Here is a 20618-nt window from a genome sequence, read left to right as displayed (position 1 = left end):
CGCCACGCCGCGAACACCTCCTCGGGCGACCGGTCGCAGGGCACGAACCGGAAACCGTCGGGCGCCCCGGCCTCGGCGGGCGGCGCCGTGTCCAGCTCACAGGTCATCTCGTGCGCGTGCCGCATCACGCGGGCGCCGCGCGCGACGAGCGCCTCGCCCAGGTCGACCGGCCCCGCCACCGCCCAGCCCGGCAGCTTCGTCATCACGGCGTCGGCCGCGCCCGGGCCCACGACCTCGATCAGGTCGGCGCACGGCAGCCCGTTCCGTCTGTCCTCGACATAACTGATGGCCGGGACGCCGTCCGCCCCGGTCAGAATCACTCGGTCCACAAGAGGGGAGGCTTTCGCAGCACCGGGGATGTGGCAAGGGCTTTTCCCCGACTCGAAGCGCACTGAATATCCACATTTCGATCTTCATGGGGATAAGGTGCCTCTGGTTTGTCGGACGGACGGGGAGCGGCGTCATGTGGCGGACACGGGGTTTCCGGCTCTGGATACTCGCGGTCCTCATGACACTCCTGCCCCTGGCCTTGTCGGCGTTCTCCGGAGGCTGGGTGTCTTTCGGATTCACGTCGTACGGCCTTCCGTCCTGTCCCGCCTTCGAATTCCTGACGATGGGGTTTCCCGGCCCGCTCTTGGCGTCCCTGCTCTGGGCGCGTCTTCTCGCCGTCCCTGTCGCCTTCGCGCTCTGGCTGGTGACGCGCGGCGGGCCCGCGAGCCGGGTGACGGGCCAGGTCGTCGCCTGCTACGTGCTGCTCCTGGCGCTCGTGAGCCCGGCCTCCGTCGCGTACGACGTGGTCACGGCCGGCTCCGTCTGCTGGGAGCTGTGGGAGCCGGTAGCCGGGTGGAACCTGGGGGTGAGCGCCTGCGACGTGGTCGCCGCCGCCCTGATCCTGTCGGCCGTCCGGCCCGCCGGGTCCCGTCCGCACGCCCGGCTGCGCCGTACGGCCGGGGTCTTCGGGGTGTGCTGCCTCCTGCTGGCGGTGCCCGTTGCCGACCGGGGCGCCGACGACCGCTACACCGGCCTCGACGTGGCCCTGCGCCTGCACGCCGCCACCCCCGGCACGGGCGACGTCACCGAGACCGAGCGGCTGCTCGCCACCATCGCCACCGCTCAGCCCGCCCATGACGAGGACGGGCTCTCGGAGGACGACTGCGATCCGTGGACCGTGGTCCGACGCTCCTACGGCGACACCGAACCCCACGACCGCGAGCACGCCTTCCTCTGCACGGCGCGGGGCGTCGCGGGGCACGCCCCGCGGTTCGTGACGCTGCCCGACCGGGAACTGCTCGCCTTCGGGCGGGCACTGTGCGGGGTCGCCGGACGGCCCTCCGCCGAGCCACGCGTCCGCACCCTGTTCGACCAGGCCGGGCTGTCCGACTGGAGCTACTCGCTCATGACCGCGCTGGTGTTCCTGTGCCCGGACGCGGTCGCCCGGGAAGCGCCCGGTCTGGTGCTGACGGAGGCCGAGGCGCGCGAGAAGGACGACGACTACCGGGCGAAGCTGACCGCCCACTGCTCGGACCCCGCGCGTCGCCTGCGGGCGGTGCGGCAGGCGACCACCGCCCTCATCGTGGGCGAGGGCGGCGGCTACCTCGTCGACGGCGGAAACGGCGCGGGCGTGCCGCGCAGGCTGGACCGCGCGTTCGACGAGGTCATCGACTGGCTGACCACGACCGCCGTCTCGGTCGGCACCGCCATGGACAACAACCCGATCTGCCTGACGGTCAAGGCGCTGCCCCACGCCCCCCGCGTACGGCTCAGGGGCTGGGACGCCGTCGTCGAGACCGGCCTCGCCAGCCCGGACGGCGTGCTCGGACTCGTCGGGGAGGCGGACGGCTCCCTGCCGAACCTCGCCGCGGCGGGGCCCGGCCACTACCGCGTCCGGGTCTACGTGCGCGGACGGGCGAAGGCCCTGAAGCACGCGTCGGAGTGGCCGGTCGAGGAGCACCTGCTCCTCGTCTTCCCCGGCTCGTCCGGAAAGACCCTCTTCCTCCGTGGTTGAGCACCGGCTCCGAAGATCGGCGCCGAAAAAGATGGCGTGGCCCGGGAACAACAGGGACGGACACGTGGTTGGATGAAGCGTGGCCGGTGTGCAGGTGTCCCCGGGCCTCACCTAATTTGCCTTCGCGGACTACCGTTCGGCTGGAGCCGCGTTGTGCCTTTCGCCGAGAGGCGACCCGGCACCGGCACCACACGTGCGGGACCCCGGCAGGAGATCCTCCTGCCGGGGTCCTGGCGTCTGCGGGGCCGTTCGACCGGGTGAACTCCACCGGGTGAACGGTTCACCTCCGCAGGCCCTCTGAACTCCGTGGATGCCGCCCGTCTTACTCTTTGCATCCGCTTTTGTCGGACGCCGGTGAAAAAATGCGTCCGTGCCCGATCTGGATCCCCAGTCGATCGCCTCCTACTGGGACGCGGAGGCCGACACCTTCGACCACGAGGCCGACCACGGACTGTACGACCTGCGGGTCCGTGCGGCGTGGGCGGGACGGCTGCGGTCCTGGATGCCGCGCCCTCCGGCCGACGTCCTCGACCTGGGCTGCGGCACCGGTTCCCTCACGCTGTTGCTGGCCGAGCAGGGACACCGTCCCGTGGGCGTGGACCTGTCCCCCAGGATGGCCGAGGCGGCCCGGCGCAAGCTCGCCGCCGCGGGCTTCACGACCCCCGTCCTCACCGGTGACGCGAGCGACCCGCCGGAGAACGCCGGATCCTCCTTCGACGTCGTGCTGGCCCGGCACCTGCTGTGGACCCTGCCCGCGCCGGAACGCGCCCTGCGCACCTGGATGGGCCTGCTGCGCCCGCACGGCCGGCTGGTCCTCATCGAGGGCAACTGGCGGGCCTCCGGGGACGGCCCGCCGTACGTGCCGGGCGCCGGGTCCCTGCCCTGGCTCGGCGGGGTGAGCGCCGAGCCCCTCGTGGAGGTGCTGCGGCCGTACGCCGCGAGCGTGCGGGCGGAGCCGCTGACCGATCCCGTGCTGTGGGGCAGACCCGTCCACGACGAGCGCTACGCCGTCATCGCCCACCGCTGAGCGGTTCTTTCCGGAAAAACGCGCAATACCTAATACGTAAACGTGTCGGCAACGATTGAAAGCGCATCGTCCCCGGAACAGGGCGGCAAAAGGGAGCATGGTCATCGGCCGCGCCGCCGATAGCCACCCCCATTGGCGCATACGGAATGCGACAGCGAACGTCCCGGGACGGGTCAACTCGCCTGGACGGGCTCCGGCCGCGGTGCCAAGGATTGAGATACACCCGATCGCTGATCGGAGAGGAGTATCTCTATGCACGGCACTCGATTCTCATTACTGCTGGGTCCGGCAGTCCTGTCCGCAGTCACGCTCTGGCCGGCCATCGCATCGGCCTCCACCACCGCCGCCCACCCCTCCGGCCTCGCCGCCGCGCTCAGCGCGCCGCGGGCCGAGGAGCCGGGCACCAGCCTCGGCGAACAGTCGGAGGAGGCGGCCGAGCAGAGCAGGCGCGCGTACGAGGAGGAGAGCGGGTACGGGCGGGAGAACGCCCAGGAGGGTTCATCGAGCGAAGAGTCGAGCGAGGAGTCGAGCGGCCAGTCCGGAAGCAACCTCGCCTACCGCTCACAGGCCGCGCTGGGCCAGTCGTCCCTGCGCAGCCGCAGCAGCAGTCTCGCGCTCGGCGAGCAGTCCTCGTACAGCCGTCCGATCAGCTACACGCGGACGATCACCTACCAGCGACCGGTCACGCAGACGCGTCTGGTGACCGAGAGCCGCCCGGTCACGTTCACCCGGCAGGTCACCTTCCAGCGCCCGATCACCGAAACGCGGATGGTCACCCGGATGCGTCCGGTCACCGAAACGCGTCAGGTGTCCTACCAGCGCCCGGTGACCCACACGCGCATGGTCACGGAAAGCCGGCCGGTCACCCAGCAGGTGACCTACCAGCGCCCGATCACCCAGACGCGGTACGTCACCGAGTCGCGGCCGGTCACGCGGTACGTGACCTACCAGCGCCCGGTGGTGCGCTACGTCACCGAGAGCCGTCCGGTGACCCGTCAGGTCACCTACCAGCGGCCCGTCACGGAGACCCGGTACGTCACGGAAAGCCGCCCCGTGACCCGTCAGGTCACCTACAAGCGGCCCGTCACCGAGACGAGCTTCGTCACCGAAAGCCGTCCGGTCAGCTACACCCGGATGGTGCCGGAGACCCACGCGGTGAAGTCCACCCGGTTCGTCACCGAGAGCCGTCCGGTCAGCTACACACGCATGATGACCTACCAGCGTCCGATAACCGAGACGCGGTACGTCACCGAGTCACAGGAGGTCAGCAGCTACAGCCGGCCCATGATGCACCACTCGAGCGAGGCCTGCGACTGAGCCGGCGGGCGAGGTCCTGACAGCCGGTGAGGGCCACGAGGGGCACGGGCGTTCCCGCCCGTGCCCCTTCCGCGCGTCCGTACGCGCTCAGCGTCCCCTCCCCCGGTGTACGCACTGTGCGGAGGCCCGCTCGAGGTCGTCCCTGCCGCACCCCTCGTGGATGACGTTGGACACGCCGGGCAGGTCCTTCACCGCCCTGACCACCGCCAGGGGGTCGGCGCCGGGGGCGACCTTGATGCGGAAGGACTCCGGCATGTCCTCGACCCTGGCCACCTCCAGCAGCCTCGAGTTCTTCTCCATTCGGCGGAAGTTCTCGAACGCCGTCCGCCGGTCCTCGAACACGATGCTCCGCACATCGGGGCGGGCCTGGAGGGCCCGCCTGATGTTCCCCTTCTCCCTGTCGGTGGCCGCGCCGCCCTTACAGCTCACGAAGGGGGAATGGCCATCACAGAGGTAGACCGAAACGTCGACCGACGTCGCCGCGGCGCCGCTGAGCGACATCACGGCGAGGCCGGCCTCGCGGGGGTCCGGAGACGGCTGCGCGAGACGCGCCACGCCGACGATCGGGCCGGCCACCGCGAGCGCCGCCGCGGCGATCGCGAGGCCACGCGGCCGGGTGCGGCGTGGCGGGGGCAGCGCGTGGTCGAGGCCGTCGTCCGGCACCGTACGCGCGCGGGCCGCCATGGCGTCACGGAGCCGGTCCTCGATGGTGCTCATTCGTCCTCTCCCAGTTCGCGAAGGAGTCTGGCCAGGGCCCGTGCGGTCGTGGATCTGACGGTGCTCTGTCCCACGCCCATGACCAGAGCGATCTCGGAGTCCGCCAGGTCGAGGTAGTAGCGCAGCACCAGCGCCTCCCGTTGCCGCCGGGGCAGCCGGGCCAGCGCCAGCAGCACCTGCCTGCGGGACTCGCCGATGAGAACGGCCGTCTCCGCCGAGTCGGCGAGATCGGTGACCCGTTGCGTCCGGCGCAGCATGACCGCACGACGGCGCAGCACCGACCGCGACCCGTTGAGCACACAGGTCCGCAGATAGGCGAGAGTCAGGTCCGGGGGCCGCCGGTGCTGCAGCCGGGCGAAGACGTCCTGCACCACGTCCTCCGCCGTCTCCAGGTCGCCGACGAGCAGCACCGCGAGCCGCACCAGGCCGGTCCGGTGCTCGCGGTACAGGCCCGCCAGATCGGCCTCGGGAGGCGGCGAGGGCGGCGCGAGCGCCGTCAGCCGTAGGGATTCGGGATCCATGCACAGTGAACGCGCACCCACGCCGATCCGCTGCTCGCGTGTCTTCCGGTCCTTCGCACGCGAAAGCCCCTCCGGGTGGTCCCGGAGGGGCCTCTCGCTTCCGGCCCTCGGCTCAGGCCTCACTCGCGTGCGCCGCCAGCACGCGCCAGCCGTACTCGTCGGTGTGCACCCACGTGCGGGTGTAGCGCAGCCGGCCGGCGAACGGCTCCCCCGCGAAGGCGCCTTCGAGGGTGCCGAGGAAACACGTGACCCCGGTCGTCCCCGAGACGACGACGGTCAGGTCCTCTTCAGCCACCTTCGTCATCACCTGCGTACGCGAGCGGTGGTTGTGGAGATCCAGCTGCTTGGCCTCCGTGTACAGCCGGCCGTCCGGCGGTCCCGTGAAGACGAGCCGCTCGTCGAGCAGCCGGTCGAGCTCCTCCACGTCACCGGTGAGCTGCGCTTTCTGCAGTCGCCGTTCGGCCTCGTACAGCTCGTCCAGGAGGGTGCGGCCTGTCATGTGGGTCCTCTCCGTCGTGGCGCGTCCTGGGCACGACGGTAGCCCCGGCGGTCGCCGTCCTGCCACGGGACGCGGGCCACGGCAGGACGGCTCCCGGTCTCAGCGGGTCACTTGCCGGTGCCCTGCTTGCTCCCCGGCGTGCAGTACGGGCAGAACGGCTCGCGCTGGACGCAGACCTTGACCGCGTCGCTGTCGTTGCCCGGATCGAGGTCGAGCTCCTTGCCGCCCACGGTGGCGGTGTTGACCGTCTCCCCGATCGCGGTGGCCTTCGCGTGGACGACCAGCGTGGCCGTCGCGCCACTGGCCAGCGTGCCCACGGTCCACGTTCCCCCGGCGTACGTGCCGGTCGAGGGCGTGGCCGACAGGAGAGCGAGGGTGGCCGGCAGCGCGTCCTTGACGGCGACACCGGTGGCGTCGTTGGGACCCGCGTTGGCCACCGTGACGCGGTAGGTGACGGTCTCGCCCACGGTGACCTCGGTCTTGTCCGCGGACTTGACCACGCTGAGGTCGACGGCCGGATTGACCTCGGTGACGCTCTCACCGCTGGTGGAGGTCAGCGGCTCGGGGTCCGGGCCGAGCCGGTTCTCGTAGTCGACCGCGCCCCGGTTGACGAGCTGCTTCCCGGCGGCCGGCCTGCCGACCTTGACCCGGAACTCGACGGTGGTGCCGTCCGCCAGCACGGTGTCGTTGGCCAGCCGGCCCGCCGCCGCGCCGGTCGCGCCGTCACCCAGCCTGAAGGCGACGACACCGGTGGCGGCGTCGAACTCGGCCTGGTCGTCGCCCGCCTTGTCGGTCATGGCGCCGCTGTTCGGGCCGCTCACGACGCGGAGCGAACCGGGCACGAAGGTCGTCCCGGCCGGGACCTTGTCGGTGAGCCGGACGTTCTGCGCGATGTCGCCGCCCCTGTTGACGGCGGTCAGCCGGTAGGTGATCTCGGCGCCGACGTTCACCGGACCCTGCGGGCTCGCGGACTTGGTGACGACGACGCACGGCGGGGTGCCGAAGAAGACGTCGTCGAGGAAGTTGCCGACCGACGCGTTGCCTCCGGCGGCGGAAATCGAGCGGAAGGCGAACCGGGTGGTCGTCTGCCCGGCGGGCACGGTGTAGGTGCCGTGGTAGTCGCCCCACTTCCCGTTGCCGTCGGACATCGTCCCCTGCTGGACGGGGCCCGAGGGGGCGCCGATGTCCAGTGCCATCTGGTCGGTGCCGAGACGCCCGCGATGGGACAGCCGCCAGTACAGCTTCTGACCCGGAGTGGTCGGACGGTCCTGATAGAGGGTCGAGACCTGGTTGGCGTTCAGCTCCGCGAACTGCGCGCCCTCGACCGCCGGGACGTTCATCCGGGGGCTCCAGACCTCGATCCTGTGGTCGGTGGCGGTCGTCCGCCAGCCCGGCACCGCGTTCGGGTCGTTCTGCGAGGCATCGGGGAGCGAAGCCCACGTCCCGGCGACGACGGGGTTCTCGAAACCACCGTTGACCAAGGCCACCTGCTCGGGGCACGACGCGGGGTTCGGCGCCGCGGCCACCGTCTGCGCACGGAGGGGCGCGGCTCCGGCCGGGACCGGGCCGGACAGCGTCAGTGGGACAGCCACCGCCACCAGGGCGGCGACGGGGTAACACATCCTGGGGATGTGCCTCATCATGAAGGTCCTCTCGTCGTAGCATCGACCAGGCCGTACGACCGGCGCTGGCACCGCAGGGAAGATTCGTCCGACGGAGAGGCGTGGTGCGGCCCGACACGTGCGGCCGTGCCGACAGTTGGCCGGATCTTGTTATCTCCCGACCCCGCACAGGGAAGATCTAGATCTAGGTCGAGCCCGGTGGACGCTCACCTCGCAGTGGTCACGCGAGATCAGGGACATGCCGGTCGCCTTCCGTCTCGAACCCGCGAGGCCGGTGGCGTACGACCGCCGCGCCCAGCAGCCGGTCGACGGCCGCGTTACGGAAGATCAGAAATATGGTGATCACCGTAGGGGCCGGTGCGGACGTCGCGCCACCAGATCGGCCGGGCGTCCAAAAGATAGACGACGAAGGGGATCCACCAGATCAGGTCGTTGGTGACGACGAGGATTCCGGAGGAGATCGGCCACTGGCCGGTGGAGACGAGCCACAGCCAGCCGAGAGGGCCGAGAACCTTGCCCGCGAGCCCCACGGCCGCGATCAGGAAGCCCCGCTCGGGCCGCAGCGCCACGTCCAGGTACAGCACGCCGTACAGCGCCAGGACCATGCCCAGGGTCGTGAAGATCTGCGGATGGTTCTGGAGCGGCATGCCGGCGAACCGGAAAAGCCACTGTGCGTCCAGGGCCGCGTACGCGCCCCAGGCGATGTTGTAGATTCCGGCGGCGACGAAGACGGCCCGATGCAGACGCCGGCGCCGCATCGCGGTCCCGCCCTGTGTCGCCTCGTCATCGTCCGGCACACCCATCACCTGTCATCCCGCTTCCCGATGTCTCGAACGGCCGCGAGCAGCGCGTCGAGCGGCCGAGGCAGGCGGTCCCGGTAGAGCGCCGCCTCGACGAGCAGCCGTGCGTACCGGAGCTTGCGGCGCGAGCCGCTGCCCAGGAACCGCCTGATCTGCGCTTCGGGCTCCCGGCCGCGCCATTCGGGCTGGCTCCGCAAGGAGCGGAACGCCCTGAGGTCGCCGTGGGAGCCGAAGAGCGCCTCGATCTCCGCGCTGCCCACGGCGCGGATCAGCTCGTCCTCCAGGTCGTTTACGCAGACGTAGAACCCGAGGTCCTCCATGTCGGCGCGCGTGCGAGGTGAGCCGACCCGGTTCGCCACCATCGCGCGCCGGAATATCTCCTCTTCGTGCAGGTCGCACAGACCCGCGAGACGCGCCCGGGTGTCCGGCGGGCCCAGCTCCGTCAGGAAGCGGCCGATCGCGTGCGCCCCGCCGATCGGCACGATCACGACCCGCTCCGCCTCGAAATCCCGGCCGAGGCCGGCCGCGGCCGTCTCCAGGGCGATCTGGTCGCTGGGGCCCTCGACGAGCACCATGGTCACGGCGTCGCCGGCCTTCGCCAGGGCCCGCTCCATCGCCCGCAGCGGGGCGTCAGGGCCGCTCTCATAACCGTCGAGCGCCCGGCCACGGTGGGCTTCGACCGGCGTGCCGCGCTCGTGACCCGTGCCGGTCCGCCGTGTCGTAGCCATGGCCGCATCATCGGCGACACACAACGCGGCCGACAAACGATTAACGACGGCACGGCCAGACGAACAGGAGCGCGCCGGCCCAGCGGCGAATCAGCGGCGACTCGGCGGCGGCTCAGTGGTCGGCGTGCACGACCTCCCGCGCCGCACGGGCCAGCTCCTCGTCGTACGGCCGGCCCAGCTCGCGCGCGAGCCCGATGGCCCGGTCGAGCAGCGCCAGCGCCTCGTCACGGCGGCCGGCCACGCGGCACGTCTCGGCGTAGGTGTGCAGGACGTCCATCTCCAGTTGCACCTCGGCCAGCGGTTCCAGCAGCTCGAAGGCCCGGCGGTGGTGTTCGAGCGCTTCGGCGGGCGAACCCGTGATCCGCAGCGCGACCCCGAGATAGTTGTGGCACCACGCCTGGTTGTGCTGGAGATTGTGCTGCTCGGACAGCCGCAACGCGTCGTGCAGCATCCGCAGCGACTCCGCCGGGTCGTCCGGTGCCAGGGCGAGACCGAGGGTGACGAGCCCGGTGACCTGTGCGGGCCCGTCCGCCAGGGCGACGGACGCCCGGGCGAGTTCGACGGCTTCGCCGCGCCGCCCGAGGTGAAGGGTCACCCATCCGTCGAAGGCCAGCGCCTGGGACTGGCCCGTACGGCGCCCGATCTTCTCGAACAGCTCGCGTGCCCGCCGGAAGTGTGCCTGCGCCGCTTCGAGGTCGCCCAGATCCCGGCGTACCAGGCCGATGCGCAGCGCCAGGGCGGCCGCGATGTCGTCGTCCGGCACCCCCGACCGCTCGGCCAGTTCGTACGCGGAGAGCGCCTCGGTGAGGCGCCCGGCGGCGGCACGGGCGTAGCCGAGGTCCGCGAGCAGCGAAGCCCGCTCCTGGTCGCGGCCGAGACGTGCCGCTGCGGCCGCGGCGGCCTCGAGCAGGCGTGCCTGGTCGTCGGTCCCGCGATGCCGGAAGAACCAGACCCGCATGGTCTGCGGCAGCTCGGCCACCACCTCGTCCTCGCCGAGCCGTACGGCGGCGTCGAAGCAGGCCACCAGGTTGACGTACTCGAGGTCGAACCAGGCCATGGCCTTGGCCGGATCCCCCGGGGCGGGCTCCGTGCGCTGCGGCGAGGGCAGCGTCCGCTCGTGGGCGACGGCCTGGGCCAGATAGTGCCGCAGGACCCGGCGCAGGGCGTCCTCGGCCCGGGGCTCCTCGTCCGCGGCGAGGTCCGCCGCGTACTGCCGGATCAGATCGTGCATCCGGTAGCGCCCGGGCGAGGGCTCCTGGACCAGGTGGGCGTCGACCAGCTCCTCCAGCGCGGCGCCGGCCCGGTCGGGCGGCATATCGGTGAGCGCGCCCGCCACCGCCGCGTCGAAGTCGGCGCCCGGCAGCACGCCCAGCAACCGGAACATGCGACGCTCGGCGGCGTCGAGCTGATGCAGCGACATGCCGAAGACGGAGTCGAAGCGGCCGGGGGTGGCGTGCAGCCGCTCGGCCAGCACCGCCACGGTCCAGCCCGGGCGGTGGCGGAGCCGCGCGCCCGCCATCCGCAGCGCCAGCGGGAGCCCGCCGCACTGCCGCAGCACCTGGCCGACCGCGTCCTCTTCGGTGAGCGCGAGCCCGGCCGCCCGGGCGAGCAGATGCACCGCGTCGCCGTCGGCCAGCGGCTCCAGGGACACCGGCGGCACTCCGTCCAGGCTGACCAGCCGATGGCGGCTGGTGACCAGGACCGCGGACTTCCCCGCGCCGGGCAGCAGCGGGCGCACCTGCTCCGCGTCGACCGCGTTGTCGAGCACGACGAGAACCCGCCGGCGGGACAGCTCCGACCGCCAGAGCGCCGCGCGTTCGGCGGTGCCGGCCGGGGGGTGCGTGACGTCCAGCGCGTCCAGCAGCCGGCCCAGCGCGGCGTGCGGTTCCAGTGGCTCCTGACCCGGGGTGAAGCCCTGCAGGTCGAGATAGAGCCCGCCGTCCGGATACGAAGGGGCGAGCCTGTGGGCCACGTGCACGGCCAGGCTCGTCTTGCCCACGCCCGCCATGCCGTCGACCGCGGCCGCGCCGGTGGTGCGCAGCAGCTCTTCGACCAGCGCGGACTCCGCTTCCCTGCCGGTGAAGTCGAACAGGTCGCCCGGCAGGTCGTTGCGGCGCCGGACGGGCGCCGCGCCGGCTTCGGTCGCCTCGGCCCACAGCGCGCGCAGTGGCCGGGGATCGCGTCCCACGGCCCGGCACAGCGCCACGACGGCCTCCCACGGCGGCACGAGCTGTCCGGTCAGGTATCTGGACAAAGACGAGCTGCTCAGACCCGTCTGGCGGGCGAGGGCGCGCAGGCTGAGCCCGCTCAGCTCCTTTATCCGGGCGAGCTGGGCCACCAGTCGTTCCTGGGGGCTGGACACGTGGAACACCGTACCCGTCCCGGCCCACGCGGACGGATCAGCGGTACGTCCGCGCTGCTCAGCCGGGTTCTGCCTGTCCCACGGTGTCCCACGGACCAGGCGGGCCCGGGCACGCCGATGGTCACATGGTCCTTGTCGGAAGAAACACCCGCGACGAAGGAGAAGCGATGTCGACCGAGCGCATGCCGAACCCGGCGGCTCTGATCCCCGAGGCGATGGAGGCCCTGATGGCGGTCAACAGGGCCGTCGCGGGCGCCGGAGTGGACGGCAGGCTGCTGGCGCTGAGCCACCTGCGGGCCAGCCAGATCAACGGCTGTGGTCCTTGTGTCGCCGGGGGCGTCCACCAGGCCCAGCGGCACGGCGTGACCGCGGACCAGGTGCACGCCGTCGCCGCGTGGCGGGAGACGCCGTGGTTCAGCGACGAGGAGCGCGCCGTGCTGGCCCTGACCGAGGCCGTGACCCGGCTCGCCGACCGGCCGGACCCGGTGCCGGACCAGGTGTGGGACGTGGCCGCCAAGCACTTCGACCAGAAGGAGCTCGCCGCGCTGCTGCTCAACATCGCGCTCGCCAACGCCTTCAACCGGCTCAACGTGCCGACCCGCCAGCAGGCCGGCAAGTGGTGACACCGGTCCCGTCCAGCACCGCCCCCAGCCACACTCAGCAGAGAGAGGAAGTCCTCATGTCGACCACGCGGAAGACCACCACCACCAAGGGCGCTTTCACCGAGCAGGAGCGCGACGCGATGAAGGAGCGCGCCAAGGAGCTGAAGAGCGCCCGGCGGGGCGCCAAGGCCGACACGGAGAGCGAGGTGCTCGCGAAGATCGCCGAGATGCCGGAGCCCGACCGGGTGATCGCCGAGCGGTTGCACGCCGTGATCAAGGCCAGCGTCCCCGCCCTCACGCCCAAGCTCTGGTACGGGATGCCGGCGTACTCCCACAACGGCAAGATGATCTGCTTCTTCCAGGCCGCGGCGAAGTTCAAGGCCCGCTACGCGACGCTCGGCTTCAGCGACGCGGCCAACCTCGACGACGGCGCCATGTGGCCGGCCTCGTACGCCCTGGCCGAGCTGACCGCCGACGTCGAGGAGAGGATCGGGGCGCTCCTGCGGCAGGCGGTGAGCTGAGGACCGGCGCCTTCTCAGTGGACCGCCGGCGGTCCCTGCACGGCCATCGCGGTGCAGGGCCGCCGGTCCCGGCCTAGTCGGGAATCGGGCCGAGCCCGAGAACGGCACGCAGCGCGTTCTCCAGGTCGGTGGCGCGGTCGAAATCGCCCGCGTGGCCGGTGAGGAAGGCGAAGGTGTAGCCCGCGGCTCCGGCGTAGTTGCCGCCCAGGCCGCCCATGCCGTAGTCGTCGCCGTCGATGCCGAAGCCCAGCCCCCAGGTCGCCTGCGTCCCGAGGACCGCGTCCGTCCCCGAGCATTGGGCGGTGGTGGCCTCGGCGAGCAGGCCGGCCGACAGCAGCCGCGGCAACGCGGCGTAGAACCCGGCGGCCGCACGGGCGGTGCCATGGCCGTTGACGGCGGGGATCTCCGCGGCCCGCCAGGCGGCGGAGTTGACCACAGCCGGGTCCTGGGCGCCGGGCGGGTTGCCGACGGCCCGCCGGTAGAGGTCGGGCTTGCCGTCCAGCGCGGCAGCCCGGTAGGCCGGGGTCAAGCCGGTCAGCTCGACGGCCCGCGCCTGTCGCCCGGGGCCGAGGCCGATGTGGAAGTCCAGCTCGTGCGGGCCGCAGACCTCCTCGGCCAGGAAGCGGCCGAGTGTCCGCCCGTCGGTGCGCCGGACCAGCTCGCCGAGCAGGTGCCCGTAGAACAGCGCCGACTCGCCGTGCGCGGTGCCCGGCTCCCACGACGGCTCCTGCGCGGCGAGAAGCGCGCACATCCGGTCCCAGTCGTAGAAGGTCTCGGTGGGCACCGGCCGGTCCAGCGCCACCACGCCCGCCTGGTGCGACAGGACATGCCGTACGGTCGCCGGCGCGGTGAACTCCGGCCAGTAGCGCCGCATCGGGGCGTCCAGCTCCAGCACGCCCCGATCCACGAGGAGCAGCACACAGACCGCCGCGAACGGTTTGGTCACGCTGTACGGCATCACGACGCTGTCGCGGGACCAGCCGGGCCCGCCCCACAGGTCGACGATCCAGCGGCCGTCCAGTTGGGCGGCCACCGCCGCCCCCGCTCCGCCGGCCTGCCGCTCCAGCACATCGGCGAACACGTCCCGTACCTGCTCGAAACCCGGTTCGACCGTTCCGTGGATCACGGCCACCCACCCTAGGAAGGCAGGTCGGCCGCAGGCAATCGGAATTCGGTCACGGCAGATGACCTGGCGGCGGCGAACGGCGTCCGGGCGCGGTTCGGGTCTGGTCTAGGTTTTCAGCGTGCGGATCATCTCTCTCAATGCTTGGGGCGGCGCGATGTTCAGCGAACTCGCTGCCTGGCTCGACAGCTGTGACGCCGACATCCTGTGTCTGCAGGAGGTGACACACACCCCGACCACCCATGGTTGGACCCGATTCGACGACGCCGAGCGATCACTGCCGCAGCGAGCGGACCTCCTGGGAGATGTCCGTTCACGCCTTCCCCGCCACCATGGCCTGTTCACCGCGAGCGACTCCGGACCCGTCCAGGACCACGCAGGCGGTTCACATCGGCAGGATTTCGGGCTCGCCACCTTTGTCGGCGAGACGCTCCCCATCGTGGGCATGCGATCCGCGTTCGTCCACGGCGGTTACGTCGAACATCACGACGGATGGCCGGCCGACGGCCGCCCCCGCGCCGCTCTGGCCGTGCGCGTCTTCGACCGCGCGGCACAGCGGTTCGTCACCGTCGTCAACCTCCACGGCCTGCGGGACGCACATGGGAAGACCGACACCCCCGCTCGCCGCGCACAGGCCGAAAGGCTCGCCGGCCTCGTCACCGGCGTGCGCGAGAACGGCGACCTCACCGTGGTGTGCGGCGACTTCAACGTGCTGCCCGACAGCGAGACGTTCCGGATCCTCGCCAAGCTCGACCTCACCGATCTGGTCCGGGACGCCGACACCCGAACCTCCCGATACCCCAAGCCCGTACGGCATGCGAGCTACATGCTCGTCTCCGAACCCACCGCCGTCCGCCGATTCGAGGTCATGACCGCACCCGAAGTGTCCGATCATCGTGCCCTGATGCTCGACCTCTAACGCTGAGCGACATCACCTCTCGCGGAGGAACGGGAGGCGCCGACCGGCGGTGCGAGGATGAGGCGGCGTGTCCGGTGCGGTTGCTGACCGGTCAGGGCAGGGTGGGCAGGACCCGGCCGCAGACTCGACCCGTCCCCCCGCGGGCGAAGTTCGGTTCCGCCGCTTCCAGTCGCGGTACCGAGATGCCCAACCGTCGTGCTTCGGCCAGGGTGTCCCGGCAGACCTCACGCGGCTCCTCGGCGTCGGGGTCGGTGTGCGCCGCGAAACTCACGCGCAAGAGCTCGACATGAGCGGTCAGCCAGGCGAGCGCGGGGGCCGTCAGCCAGGTGGGCGCACGGAACAGCAGCACAGCGCCCCGGTGACGTCGCAAGTCAACGCCGCGCGCCTGGAGGAGCGGCAGAAGCTCCCGGCCGGCCAGCAGCCCTTCGCGCAGGTCGCCCCTTGCTCCGGCGAGCTTGGACAGGGAACCCAGCCGCAGGCCCTGTGAGAGTAGGCCGGCATCCGACACGAAATGAACCCACAGCCAGCCGCGGAAGTCAGGCCGCTCCTTGAGCCGGAGCCCGGCCTTGCGAAACGCCTGGCGCACGGCCCGCTCACGGTCGGTCGGGGGCCGGCCGAGGGTGCCGAAGACGACCGACGGCAGCAGCGCCCCGCGGAGCACGCCGTCCGCGCCGAAACCGCCACCGGCCTGGGGAAAGCCCCAGGCGATCTGGTCGACAGGGAGTGCGCCGATCGCGGCCGGCGGCTCGGTCCAGATGTTGCCGAAGACCAGCACCGTGGCGTGGCCGACACGTGGGGACAGGAAGGCCGTCGCCTCCGCGAGGCGATGATGCGGCACGCTGAGCACGATCAGGTCGAAGTCGTGGTCCGGCTCCAGCGTTTCGCGGTAGCGCACCGGCCACCTCTCGACGACGCGCTGCCCCCACACCCGGCGCCGCGTATCGAGCAGGTCGAGGTCCACCGCGTCTCCGTACGTCGCCGCGCGTCCCGGCCGGACGTAGAACTCGACGTCGTGGCCGGCCCGTTCCAGGGCCCAGCCGTAGATGGTGGCGATCACGCCTCGGCCGAACATCAGGATCTTCACGCTGCACCTCGTGGGGTACGATCGATCTGGAGACAATCTCCATTTCGCAAAATATGGAGGTAATCTCCACTTGTCAACGCGAGGTAGCACATGACCGCCCACAAGCCGCTGCGTGCCGACGCCCAACGCAACCGCGATGTCCTGATCGCCAAGGCGCGAGAGGTCTTCGACGCCGGTGACTTCTTCGACCTGCGCTTCGATGACTTCGCACGCCTGGCCGGGGTGGGCACCGGCACGCTGTACCGCAACTTCCCCACCCGGGAGGCGCTGGCCGAGGCGGTCTACCACGGGGAAGTCGTCGCGCTGTGCGACCGCGCCCGCCGGCTCCAGGCCACGCTGCCCGCGGCGGAGGCTTTGGCGACCTTCCTACGCGGCATGGTCGACCACATAGATGCCCACGAGGGCCTGGCCCGGACGCTGGCCACGCTCATGGCCGATCGCTCGGGCGCGCTCGCCGAGGGCAGCCGGGCGCTGGAGCAGGCTGTCACCGACCTGGTGTCCGCCGCCGTGCGGGACGGCGCCGTTCGCGACGACGTGGATGCCGGTGCCGTGATGATGGCGCTGCACGGCATCGGTGCGGCCCATGACCGCCCCAATTGGCGGGCCGAGGCCGACGATGTCATCACCCTCGTGCTGGACGGGCTGCGCCGCCCGCTGTGAAAGGTGAGACACGAGGTCGCATGCGCGAGCGAAGGATCCAGTCGGTCGTACGGCGGCGACGATGCGGTCCGGGGTGGCCACCCGGCTGATGCCGGTTACGAGAAAGGCCCTCCCGGGTGGTCCGGGAGGGCCTCTGAGGTGGAGCCGCCTAAGGGAATCGAACCCTTGACCCCTTCATTACGAGTGAAGTGCTCTGGCCGACTGAGCTAAGGCGGCACGCCGCGAACGGCTTCGCACAGTCTACAGGGTCACCACGGTTCTCGTGCACCCGTCACCGCCCGGAGCGGCGCGCCTCCTCGGGGCCGTGGTCCGGAGCCGGGCAGGCTCCATGGAGACCGGTAAAACTTCCCCGGCCGTCCGGCGGCCCTCCCTTTACCGTACGGCCAGCGGAAACGGGGCGTACCAGACGCATCTGTCACAGGAAAAGCGCCCTGTCCCGCCTGACGGCGCCGACGAGCCGCCAGACAATCGACCTGATCCTTCGCCACCGTGGCCGGTACGTCACCGCCCGTCCTCCGCAGGCGGCATGCTGGTCTTCGTCACGCAGGCGACGGCAGGGGAAACGACGGGTATGCGATCGGCCGGGCAGAAAGCGAAGCTCACACCGTCTCGTACGCGGTACGGCGGCGGTCCGAGCCGGCGAATGGCGATCGCGGCGCTGGCCGCGCTGCTGCCGTTCACGGCATGCTCCACCCACACGCCGGCCACCTCCGATCAGCCCAGCACGGGCGCGCAGGCGCAGCCGCCGGTCGAGGCCCCCACGGCGGAGCTGCGGCCGTTCTACGCCCAGCGGCCCGCCTGGCGCGACTGCGGCGACGGCTTCCAGTGCGCGAAGATCCAGGTGCCCCTCGACTACGAGAAGCCCACCGGCGAGCGCATCGACCTCAGCGTGATCCGCCTGCCGGCCACCGGCAAGCGCGCCGGCTCCCTGCTCATCAACCCCGGCGGGCCCGGAGGCTCGGGCATCCAGTACGCCCGGGCGGCCCGTTCCGTGGTCAGCGACAAGGTGCGCGCCCAGTACGACGTCGTGGGGTTCGACCCCCGCGGCGTGGGCGAGTCGACCCCCGTCACGTGCATGACCGCCTCCCAGCTCGACACGTACATCGGGATGGACTCGAGCCCGGACACGCCGGCCGAGGTCACGGCGCTCGACAAGGCGTCCAAGGAGTTCGCCGACAACTGCGGCGCCAAGGCGGCCCGTCTGCTCCCCCACGTCGGCACGGCCGACGCGGCCAGGGACATGGACGTCCTGCGCGGCGTCCTCGGCGACCCCGGTCTCACCTATCTGGGCAAGTCGTACGGCACCTTCCTCGGCGCGATGTACGCCGATCTGTTCCCCAAGCGCGTGCGGGCGCTCGTGCTCGACGGCGCGGTCGACCCGGCGGTGCCGTCGCTGAAGTCCAACGAGGTGCAGGCCAAGGGCTTCGAGGTGGCGCTGCGGGCCTTCGTCGAAGACTGCCTTGCCAGCCGCTCCTGCCCGTTCAAGAGCCGTACGGTGGACGGCGCGTTGCAGGAGATCAGCGACCTGCTGGTGAAGGCCGACCGGCAGCCGCTGAAGAACGACCTCGGCGACGGCCGGAAGGTCAACGAGGCGTGGACGGTGATCGGCATCGCCACCCCGCTGTACGAGCGGGCGGCCTGGCCCCGGCTGCGGGAGGCCCTGGGCAAGGCGATCAACCAGGGCGACGGGACGGACCTGCTCCAGATGGCCGACCTGCTGGTCGACCGGCGGCCCAACGGCTCGTACTCGAACCAGACCGAGGCCAACATGGCCGTCAACTGCGTGGACCACCCCTACCCGAAGGCGCTGAACGCGTACCGGCGGGCCGCGGGTGAGGCCGCCAAGGCGGCGCCGCACTTCGGGCAGTTCGTGATGTGGGGTTCGCTGCCCTGCGCCTACTGGCCCGCGAAGTCCGTCGGCGCCGACAAGCCGCTCAAGGCCGAAGGCGCGCCGCCGATCCTCGTGGTCGGCACCCTGCGCGACCCCGCCACGCCGTACGAGTGGGCGCAGGGGCTCGCCAAGGAGCTGACCTCGGGCGTGCTCCTGGGGTACGACGGCGACGGGCACACGGCCTACCGCAGCGGCTCCGCCTGCGTGGACAGCGCGGTCGACGACTACCTGCTCGCTCTGCGCTCGCCCAAGAACGGCACGGTCTGCCCGAAGACGGGCTGAGCCCTCTCAGGGCCTCGAATGGTGCAGCTCGGTGATCTTCGCGGTCGTGTCGAAGCCGAGCACGGGGTCGGGGGCGCCGGACAGCAGGCTCTCGTACAGCGGCCGGTGCCGCGCCGTCTTCCTGGGCGTGCGGCCGTCGTGGCCGTACGCCGCGAGCAGGGCGCCCGCCCGCGCGGCGAAGCCGGTGTTCGCGGTGTGGTCGATGACCACCTCGACGTCGGTCTCGCCGAGGGTGAGCGTCGTCCCCTTGCTGCTCTCGCCGGTGAGCCAGCTCGATCGGAGCGAGGCGAGACCGGTCCTGCCGCGGGAGCGGAACTCGCACGTGGCCCAGGCGCTCGCGCCGCCGTCCATCTCGTGGAGTGAGGTCAGCGCGGTCGGCTCGGCGAAGCGGGCCAGCATGCTGAGCTGGTTCACCCCCGAGTCCGTCCAGCTCGACACGTAGGACGCGAAGGCCTGCTCGCCCCGCAGGACGTACGGGTCGTAGAAGGCCGAGGTGATCCGGGTGATCGGGCCCCACTCGGGATGCCCGGCGATCTGCTCCGCCGCCCAGCGGACCTCGGGCGCGAAGGCGAAGTGGTGCGCGGTGAACACCCGGCCGCGTACGTCGGTCTCCCCGTCCAGTTCGCGGAGCCGGGCGAGCGCGGCGAGGTCGTGCACGAGCGGCTTCTCCACCAGCACCGTCGCCGACGACAGCGTCAGCGCCCGCATCGTCAGGTCCACATGAGTCGGCGTCGGCGTGGCGATCACGAGCAGGTCCGGCTGGTGGGCGTCCAGCGCCTCGGCGAGGTCGCGGTAGTGCGCCGCAGTGGTCGCGCGGAACGCGGGCGGCTCGGTGACCCCGGGGTCGACGGTGAACTCCAGGGCGACCTCGGGCCGCTGCTCGAGCACCGCGAAGTGGCTGCGAGAGGTGATCCCGAGCCCGACGAACCCGACCCTGACCTGATCACCCATGAAGACCGTCCTCCTCGCTCGACGCGCTCAACCGTACAGGTGAGTACAGAACCATCCTCAACTCCTTTTTCGGGCGGGCCGCCAGGCGGGTACAGTCCCGAGGCGCCGGGGGCCGCCCCCGGCAGCACGCCGGCGCCGGGCGCCATGGTGTCCTGGCCGGTCCGGGAGCCGTCCGGACAGGTCACGAGCAGGGTCCAGGACCTGTACGGCATCGTCGAGGGCGAGGCCGTACGCGGAGAGTTGGCGGCCCGCCTCGGCGGGGCGTACCGGTAGCGCACGACGGGCAGGGGCGAGACCGAGCCCGTCGCCCGAAGGTGGGGTGCACGACGAGGAGGCGCGCGCCGAGAACCGGCGCGTCGAGATCTCCTACCGGATCCGGCCGCGTACCGCCGGCTCCGGTGCCGCAAAAACCGGCGGCACGGAAGGGGGACGGCCGGCTGCCTTCCACGCCGAGGACGGCGAGACCGTCGCCAGCCGGACCTCCACCGGGCAACCGTCCGGGCGGCGGCTCCGCATCGACGTGAAGCCCTTCTACCGCGACGGCGCCTATCTCGTCGCGGTGTTCGACGTCGTCAACCTCGGCCCGGGGGACCTCGGCGCGGGCACGGGATACGGAGGGGACGTCGCCTACATCGGCGGCTGGTACACCGCCTCTCCGTCGTCGATCCGGCGTCGCGCACCGTCTACCGGGCCGTGCGGATGGGACCGGACGATCCGCGAGGCCCCGACGACTATGTGGACCCGGGCTGGGCGACGTTCGACGTCAAGCCGGGCACGGCCAACCGCGGCTTCTTCTACGTGCCCCCGCCGCCGCCGGGCGTCACCAGCGTGACCTTCGACGCCGGCCTCTTCGGCGAAATCGACGACGTGCCCGTACGTTAACTCCCTCAAAGGGTGAAAGTTTCACATCCCCGCGGGGGTCGGCGGCTCGCTCGGCGAAGCTCCGGAGCCAGCTCAGCACCGTTGCGCGGATCGGAGCCCGCCAGG

Annotated in this window: 20 protein-coding genes, 1 tRNA gene and 1 pseudogene; 10 read left to right on the top strand and 12 right to left on the bottom strand. The window is 71.5% G+C overall.

Annotation, left to right across the window (positions count from 1 at the left end; genetic code table 11):
* Positions 1-320 (bottom strand): annotated as a pseudogene (locus AB0J39_RS06685) (GNAT family N-acetyltransferase); the annotation flags it as partial.
* Positions 321-508: 188 nt separating this feature from the next.
* Between AB0J39_RS06685 and AB0J39_RS06680 the strand changes: the two are divergent.
* The 3 genes from AB0J39_RS06680 to AB0J39_RS06670 all read left to right on the top strand — a co-directional run bounded on the left by AB0J39_RS06680 (position 509) and on the right by AB0J39_RS06670 (position 4349).
* Complete coding sequence (locus AB0J39_RS06680; RefSeq protein WP_363462440.1) at positions 509-2005, top strand: hypothetical protein; 1497 nt, start codon at positions 509-511, stop codon at positions 2003-2005.
* Positions 2006-2375: 370 nt separating this feature from the next.
* Positions 2376-3032 (top strand): class I SAM-dependent methyltransferase, encoded by a 657-nt coding sequence (locus AB0J39_RS06675; RefSeq protein WP_363462439.1) that lies wholly within the window; start codon positions 2376-2378, stop codon positions 3030-3032.
* Positions 3033-3284: 252 nt separating this feature from the next.
* Entirely contained in the window at positions 3285-4349 is a 1065-nt protein-coding gene (locus tag AB0J39_RS06670) for a hypothetical protein (RefSeq protein WP_363462438.1), read from the top strand.
* An 87-nt stretch (positions 4350-4436) separates the two neighbouring features.
* Here the strand turns inward: AB0J39_RS06670 and AB0J39_RS06665 are convergent, their stop codons facing one another.
* The 7 genes from AB0J39_RS06665 to AB0J39_RS06635 form a co-directional block, all read right to left on the bottom strand.
* Positions 4437-5066, bottom strand: coding sequence for a permease-like cell division protein FtsX (locus tag AB0J39_RS06665; RefSeq protein ID WP_363462437.1), 630 nt, complete (start codon positions 5064-5066; stop codon positions 4437-4439).
* Positions 5063-5587, bottom strand: a complete 525-nt coding sequence (locus AB0J39_RS06660) for a sigma-70 family RNA polymerase sigma factor (RefSeq protein ID WP_363462436.1) — start codon at positions 5585-5587, stop codon at positions 5063-5065. The genes AB0J39_RS06665 and AB0J39_RS06660 overlap by 4 nt, the downstream gene beginning before the upstream one ends.
* A gap of 112 nt (positions 5588-5699) precedes the next feature.
* Positions 5700-6086 carry a nuclear transport factor 2 family protein gene (locus AB0J39_RS06655; protein ID WP_363462435.1) on the bottom strand — a complete coding sequence of 129 codons (387 nt, stop codon included), beginning with the start codon at positions 6084-6086 and terminating at the stop codon, positions 5700-5702.
* A 107-nt stretch (positions 6087-6193) separates the two neighbouring features.
* Complete coding sequence (locus AB0J39_RS06650; RefSeq protein ID WP_363462434.1) at positions 6194-7678, bottom strand: DUF11 domain-containing protein; 1485 nt, start codon at positions 7676-7678, stop codon at positions 6194-6196.
* Between the two features lie 347 nt (positions 7679-8025).
* On the bottom strand, positions 8026-8505 hold the full coding sequence (locus AB0J39_RS06645) for a hypothetical protein (RefSeq protein ID WP_363462433.1): 480 nt from the start codon (positions 8503-8505) through the stop codon (positions 8026-8028).
* A 5-nt stretch (positions 8506-8510) separates the two neighbouring features.
* Positions 8511-9236 carry a TOPRIM nucleotidyl transferase/hydrolase domain-containing protein gene (locus AB0J39_RS06640; RefSeq protein WP_363462432.1) on the bottom strand — a complete coding sequence of 242 codons (726 nt, stop codon included), beginning with the start codon at positions 9234-9236 and terminating at the stop codon, positions 8511-8513.
* A 112-nt stretch (positions 9237-9348) separates the two neighbouring features.
* On the bottom strand, positions 9349-11598 hold the full coding sequence (locus tag AB0J39_RS06635; RefSeq protein ID WP_363462431.1) for a helix-turn-helix domain-containing protein: 2250 nt from the start codon (positions 11596-11598) through the stop codon (positions 9349-9351).
* Between the two features lie 167 nt (positions 11599-11765).
* Between AB0J39_RS06635 and AB0J39_RS06630 the strand changes: the two genes are divergently transcribed.
* Positions 11766-12221, top strand: a complete 456-nt coding sequence (locus AB0J39_RS06630) for a carboxymuconolactone decarboxylase family protein (RefSeq protein ID WP_363462430.1) — start codon at positions 11766-11768, stop codon at positions 12219-12221.
* A gap of 56 nt (positions 12222-12277) precedes the next feature.
* Entirely contained in the window at positions 12278-12721 is a 444-nt protein-coding gene (locus tag AB0J39_RS06625; protein WP_363462429.1) for a DUF1801 domain-containing protein, read from the top strand.
* A 73-nt stretch (positions 12722-12794) separates the two neighbouring features.
* On the opposite strand, the gene AB0J39_RS06620 is transcribed toward AB0J39_RS06625, so the two are convergent.
* Complete coding sequence (locus AB0J39_RS06620; protein ID WP_363462428.1) at positions 12795-13847, bottom strand: serine hydrolase domain-containing protein; 1053 nt, start codon at positions 13845-13847, stop codon at positions 12795-12797.
* Positions 13848-13965: 118 nt separating this feature from the next.
* On the opposite strand from AB0J39_RS06620, the gene AB0J39_RS06615 reads away from it, so the two are divergent.
* Complete coding sequence (locus AB0J39_RS06615) at positions 13966-14763, top strand: endonuclease/exonuclease/phosphatase family protein (RefSeq protein WP_363462427.1); 798 nt, start codon at positions 13966-13968, stop codon at positions 14761-14763.
* 91 nt (positions 14764-14854) lie between these two features.
* Here AB0J39_RS06615 and AB0J39_RS06610 read toward each other — a convergent pair whose 3' ends face one another.
* Positions 14855-15847, bottom strand: coding sequence for a 2-dehydropantoate 2-reductase N-terminal domain-containing protein (locus tag AB0J39_RS06610; protein WP_363462426.1), 993 nt, complete (start codon positions 15845-15847; stop codon positions 14855-14857).
* A gap of 90 nt (positions 15848-15937) precedes the next feature.
* On the opposite strand from AB0J39_RS06610, the gene AB0J39_RS06605 reads away from it, so the two are divergent.
* Complete coding sequence (locus AB0J39_RS06605; protein WP_363462425.1) at positions 15938-16507, top strand: TetR/AcrR family transcriptional regulator; 570 nt, start codon at positions 15938-15940, stop codon at positions 16505-16507.
* A 139-nt stretch (positions 16508-16646) separates the two neighbouring features.
* On the opposite strand, the gene AB0J39_RS06600 is transcribed toward AB0J39_RS06605, so the two are convergent.
* A tRNA-Thr gene (locus AB0J39_RS06600) sits at positions 16647-16723 on the bottom strand.
* Positions 16724-17150: 427 nt separating this feature from the next.
* Between AB0J39_RS06600 and AB0J39_RS06595 the strand changes: the two genes are divergently transcribed.
* Positions 17151-18680 (top strand): alpha/beta hydrolase, encoded by a 1530-nt coding sequence (locus tag AB0J39_RS06595; protein WP_363462424.1) that lies wholly within the window; start codon positions 17151-17153, stop codon positions 18678-18680.
* 6 nt (positions 18681-18686) lie between these two features.
* On the opposite strand, the gene AB0J39_RS06590 is transcribed toward AB0J39_RS06595, so the two are convergent.
* Positions 18687-19631 (bottom strand): Gfo/Idh/MocA family oxidoreductase, encoded by a 945-nt coding sequence (locus AB0J39_RS06590; protein WP_363462423.1) that lies wholly within the window; start codon positions 19629-19631, stop codon positions 18687-18689.
* A gap of 144 nt (positions 19632-19775) precedes the next feature.
* Between AB0J39_RS06590 and AB0J39_RS06585 the strand changes: the two genes are divergently transcribed.
* Positions 19776-19904 carry a hypothetical protein gene (locus tag AB0J39_RS06585; protein ID WP_363462422.1) on the top strand — a complete coding sequence of 43 codons (129 nt, stop codon included), beginning with the start codon at positions 19776-19778 and terminating at the stop codon, positions 19902-19904.
* Between the two features lie 420 nt (positions 19905-20324).
* The gene (locus AB0J39_RS06580; protein ID WP_363462421.1) at positions 20325-20513 is read left to right on the top strand and encodes a hypothetical protein; all 189 of its coding nucleotides are present in this window, start codon (positions 20325-20327) and stop codon (positions 20511-20513) included.
* Positions 20514-20618: the final 105 nt, after the last annotated feature.

The organism is Microbispora sp. NPDC049633, assembly GCF_040675265.1.
GTDB lineage: Bacteria > Actinomycetota > Actinomycetes > Streptosporangiales > Streptosporangiaceae > Microbispora > Microbispora maris.
This window is presented reverse-complemented; position numbering and strand designations above follow the sequence as displayed.

What these genes read in the sequence shown, in the direction of transcription:
- AB0J39_RS06665 (WP_363462437.1), bottom strand. Translation starts at nt 5,066, where the DNA reads ATGAGCACCATCGAGGACCGGCTCCGTGACGCCATGGCGGCCCGCGCG.
- AB0J39_RS06595 (WP_363462424.1), top strand. Translation starts at nt 17,151, where the DNA reads ATGGCGATCGCGGCGCTGGCCGCGCTGCTGCCGTTCACGGCATGCTCC.
- AB0J39_RS06625 (WP_363462429.1), top strand. Translation starts at nt 12,278, where the DNA reads ATGTCGACCACGCGGAAGACCACCACCACCAAGGGCGCTTTCACCGAG.
- AB0J39_RS06655 (WP_363462435.1), bottom strand. Translation starts at nt 6,086, where the DNA reads ATGACAGGCCGCACCCTCCTGGACGAGCTGTACGAGGCCGAACGGCGA.
- AB0J39_RS06605 (WP_363462425.1), top strand. Translation starts at nt 15,938, where the DNA reads ATGACCGCCCACAAGCCGCTGCGTGCCGACGCCCAACGCAACCGCGAT.
- AB0J39_RS06670 (WP_363462438.1), top strand. Translation starts at nt 3,285, where the DNA reads ATGCACGGCACTCGATTCTCATTACTGCTGGGTCCGGCAGTCCTGTCC.
- AB0J39_RS06660 (WP_363462436.1), bottom strand. Translation starts at nt 5,587, where the DNA reads ATGGATCCCGAATCCCTACGGCTGACGGCGCTCGCGCCGCCCTCGCCG.
- AB0J39_RS06585 (WP_363462422.1), top strand. Translation starts at nt 19,776, where the DNA reads ATGGTGTCCTGGCCGGTCCGGGAGCCGTCCGGACAGGTCACGAGCAGG.
- AB0J39_RS06640 (WP_363462432.1), bottom strand. Translation starts at nt 9,236, where the DNA reads ATGGCTACGACACGGCGGACCGGCACGGGTCACGAGCGCGGCACGCCG.
- AB0J39_RS06590 (WP_363462423.1), bottom strand. Translation starts at nt 19,631, where the DNA reads ATGGGTGATCAGGTCAGGGTCGGGTTCGTCGGGCTCGGGATCACCTCT.
- AB0J39_RS06680 (WP_363462440.1), top strand. Translation starts at nt 509, where the DNA reads ATGACACTCCTGCCCCTGGCCTTGTCGGCGTTCTCCGGAGGCTGGGTG.
- AB0J39_RS06630 (WP_363462430.1), top strand. Translation starts at nt 11,766, where the DNA reads ATGTCGACCGAGCGCATGCCGAACCCGGCGGCTCTGATCCCCGAGGCG.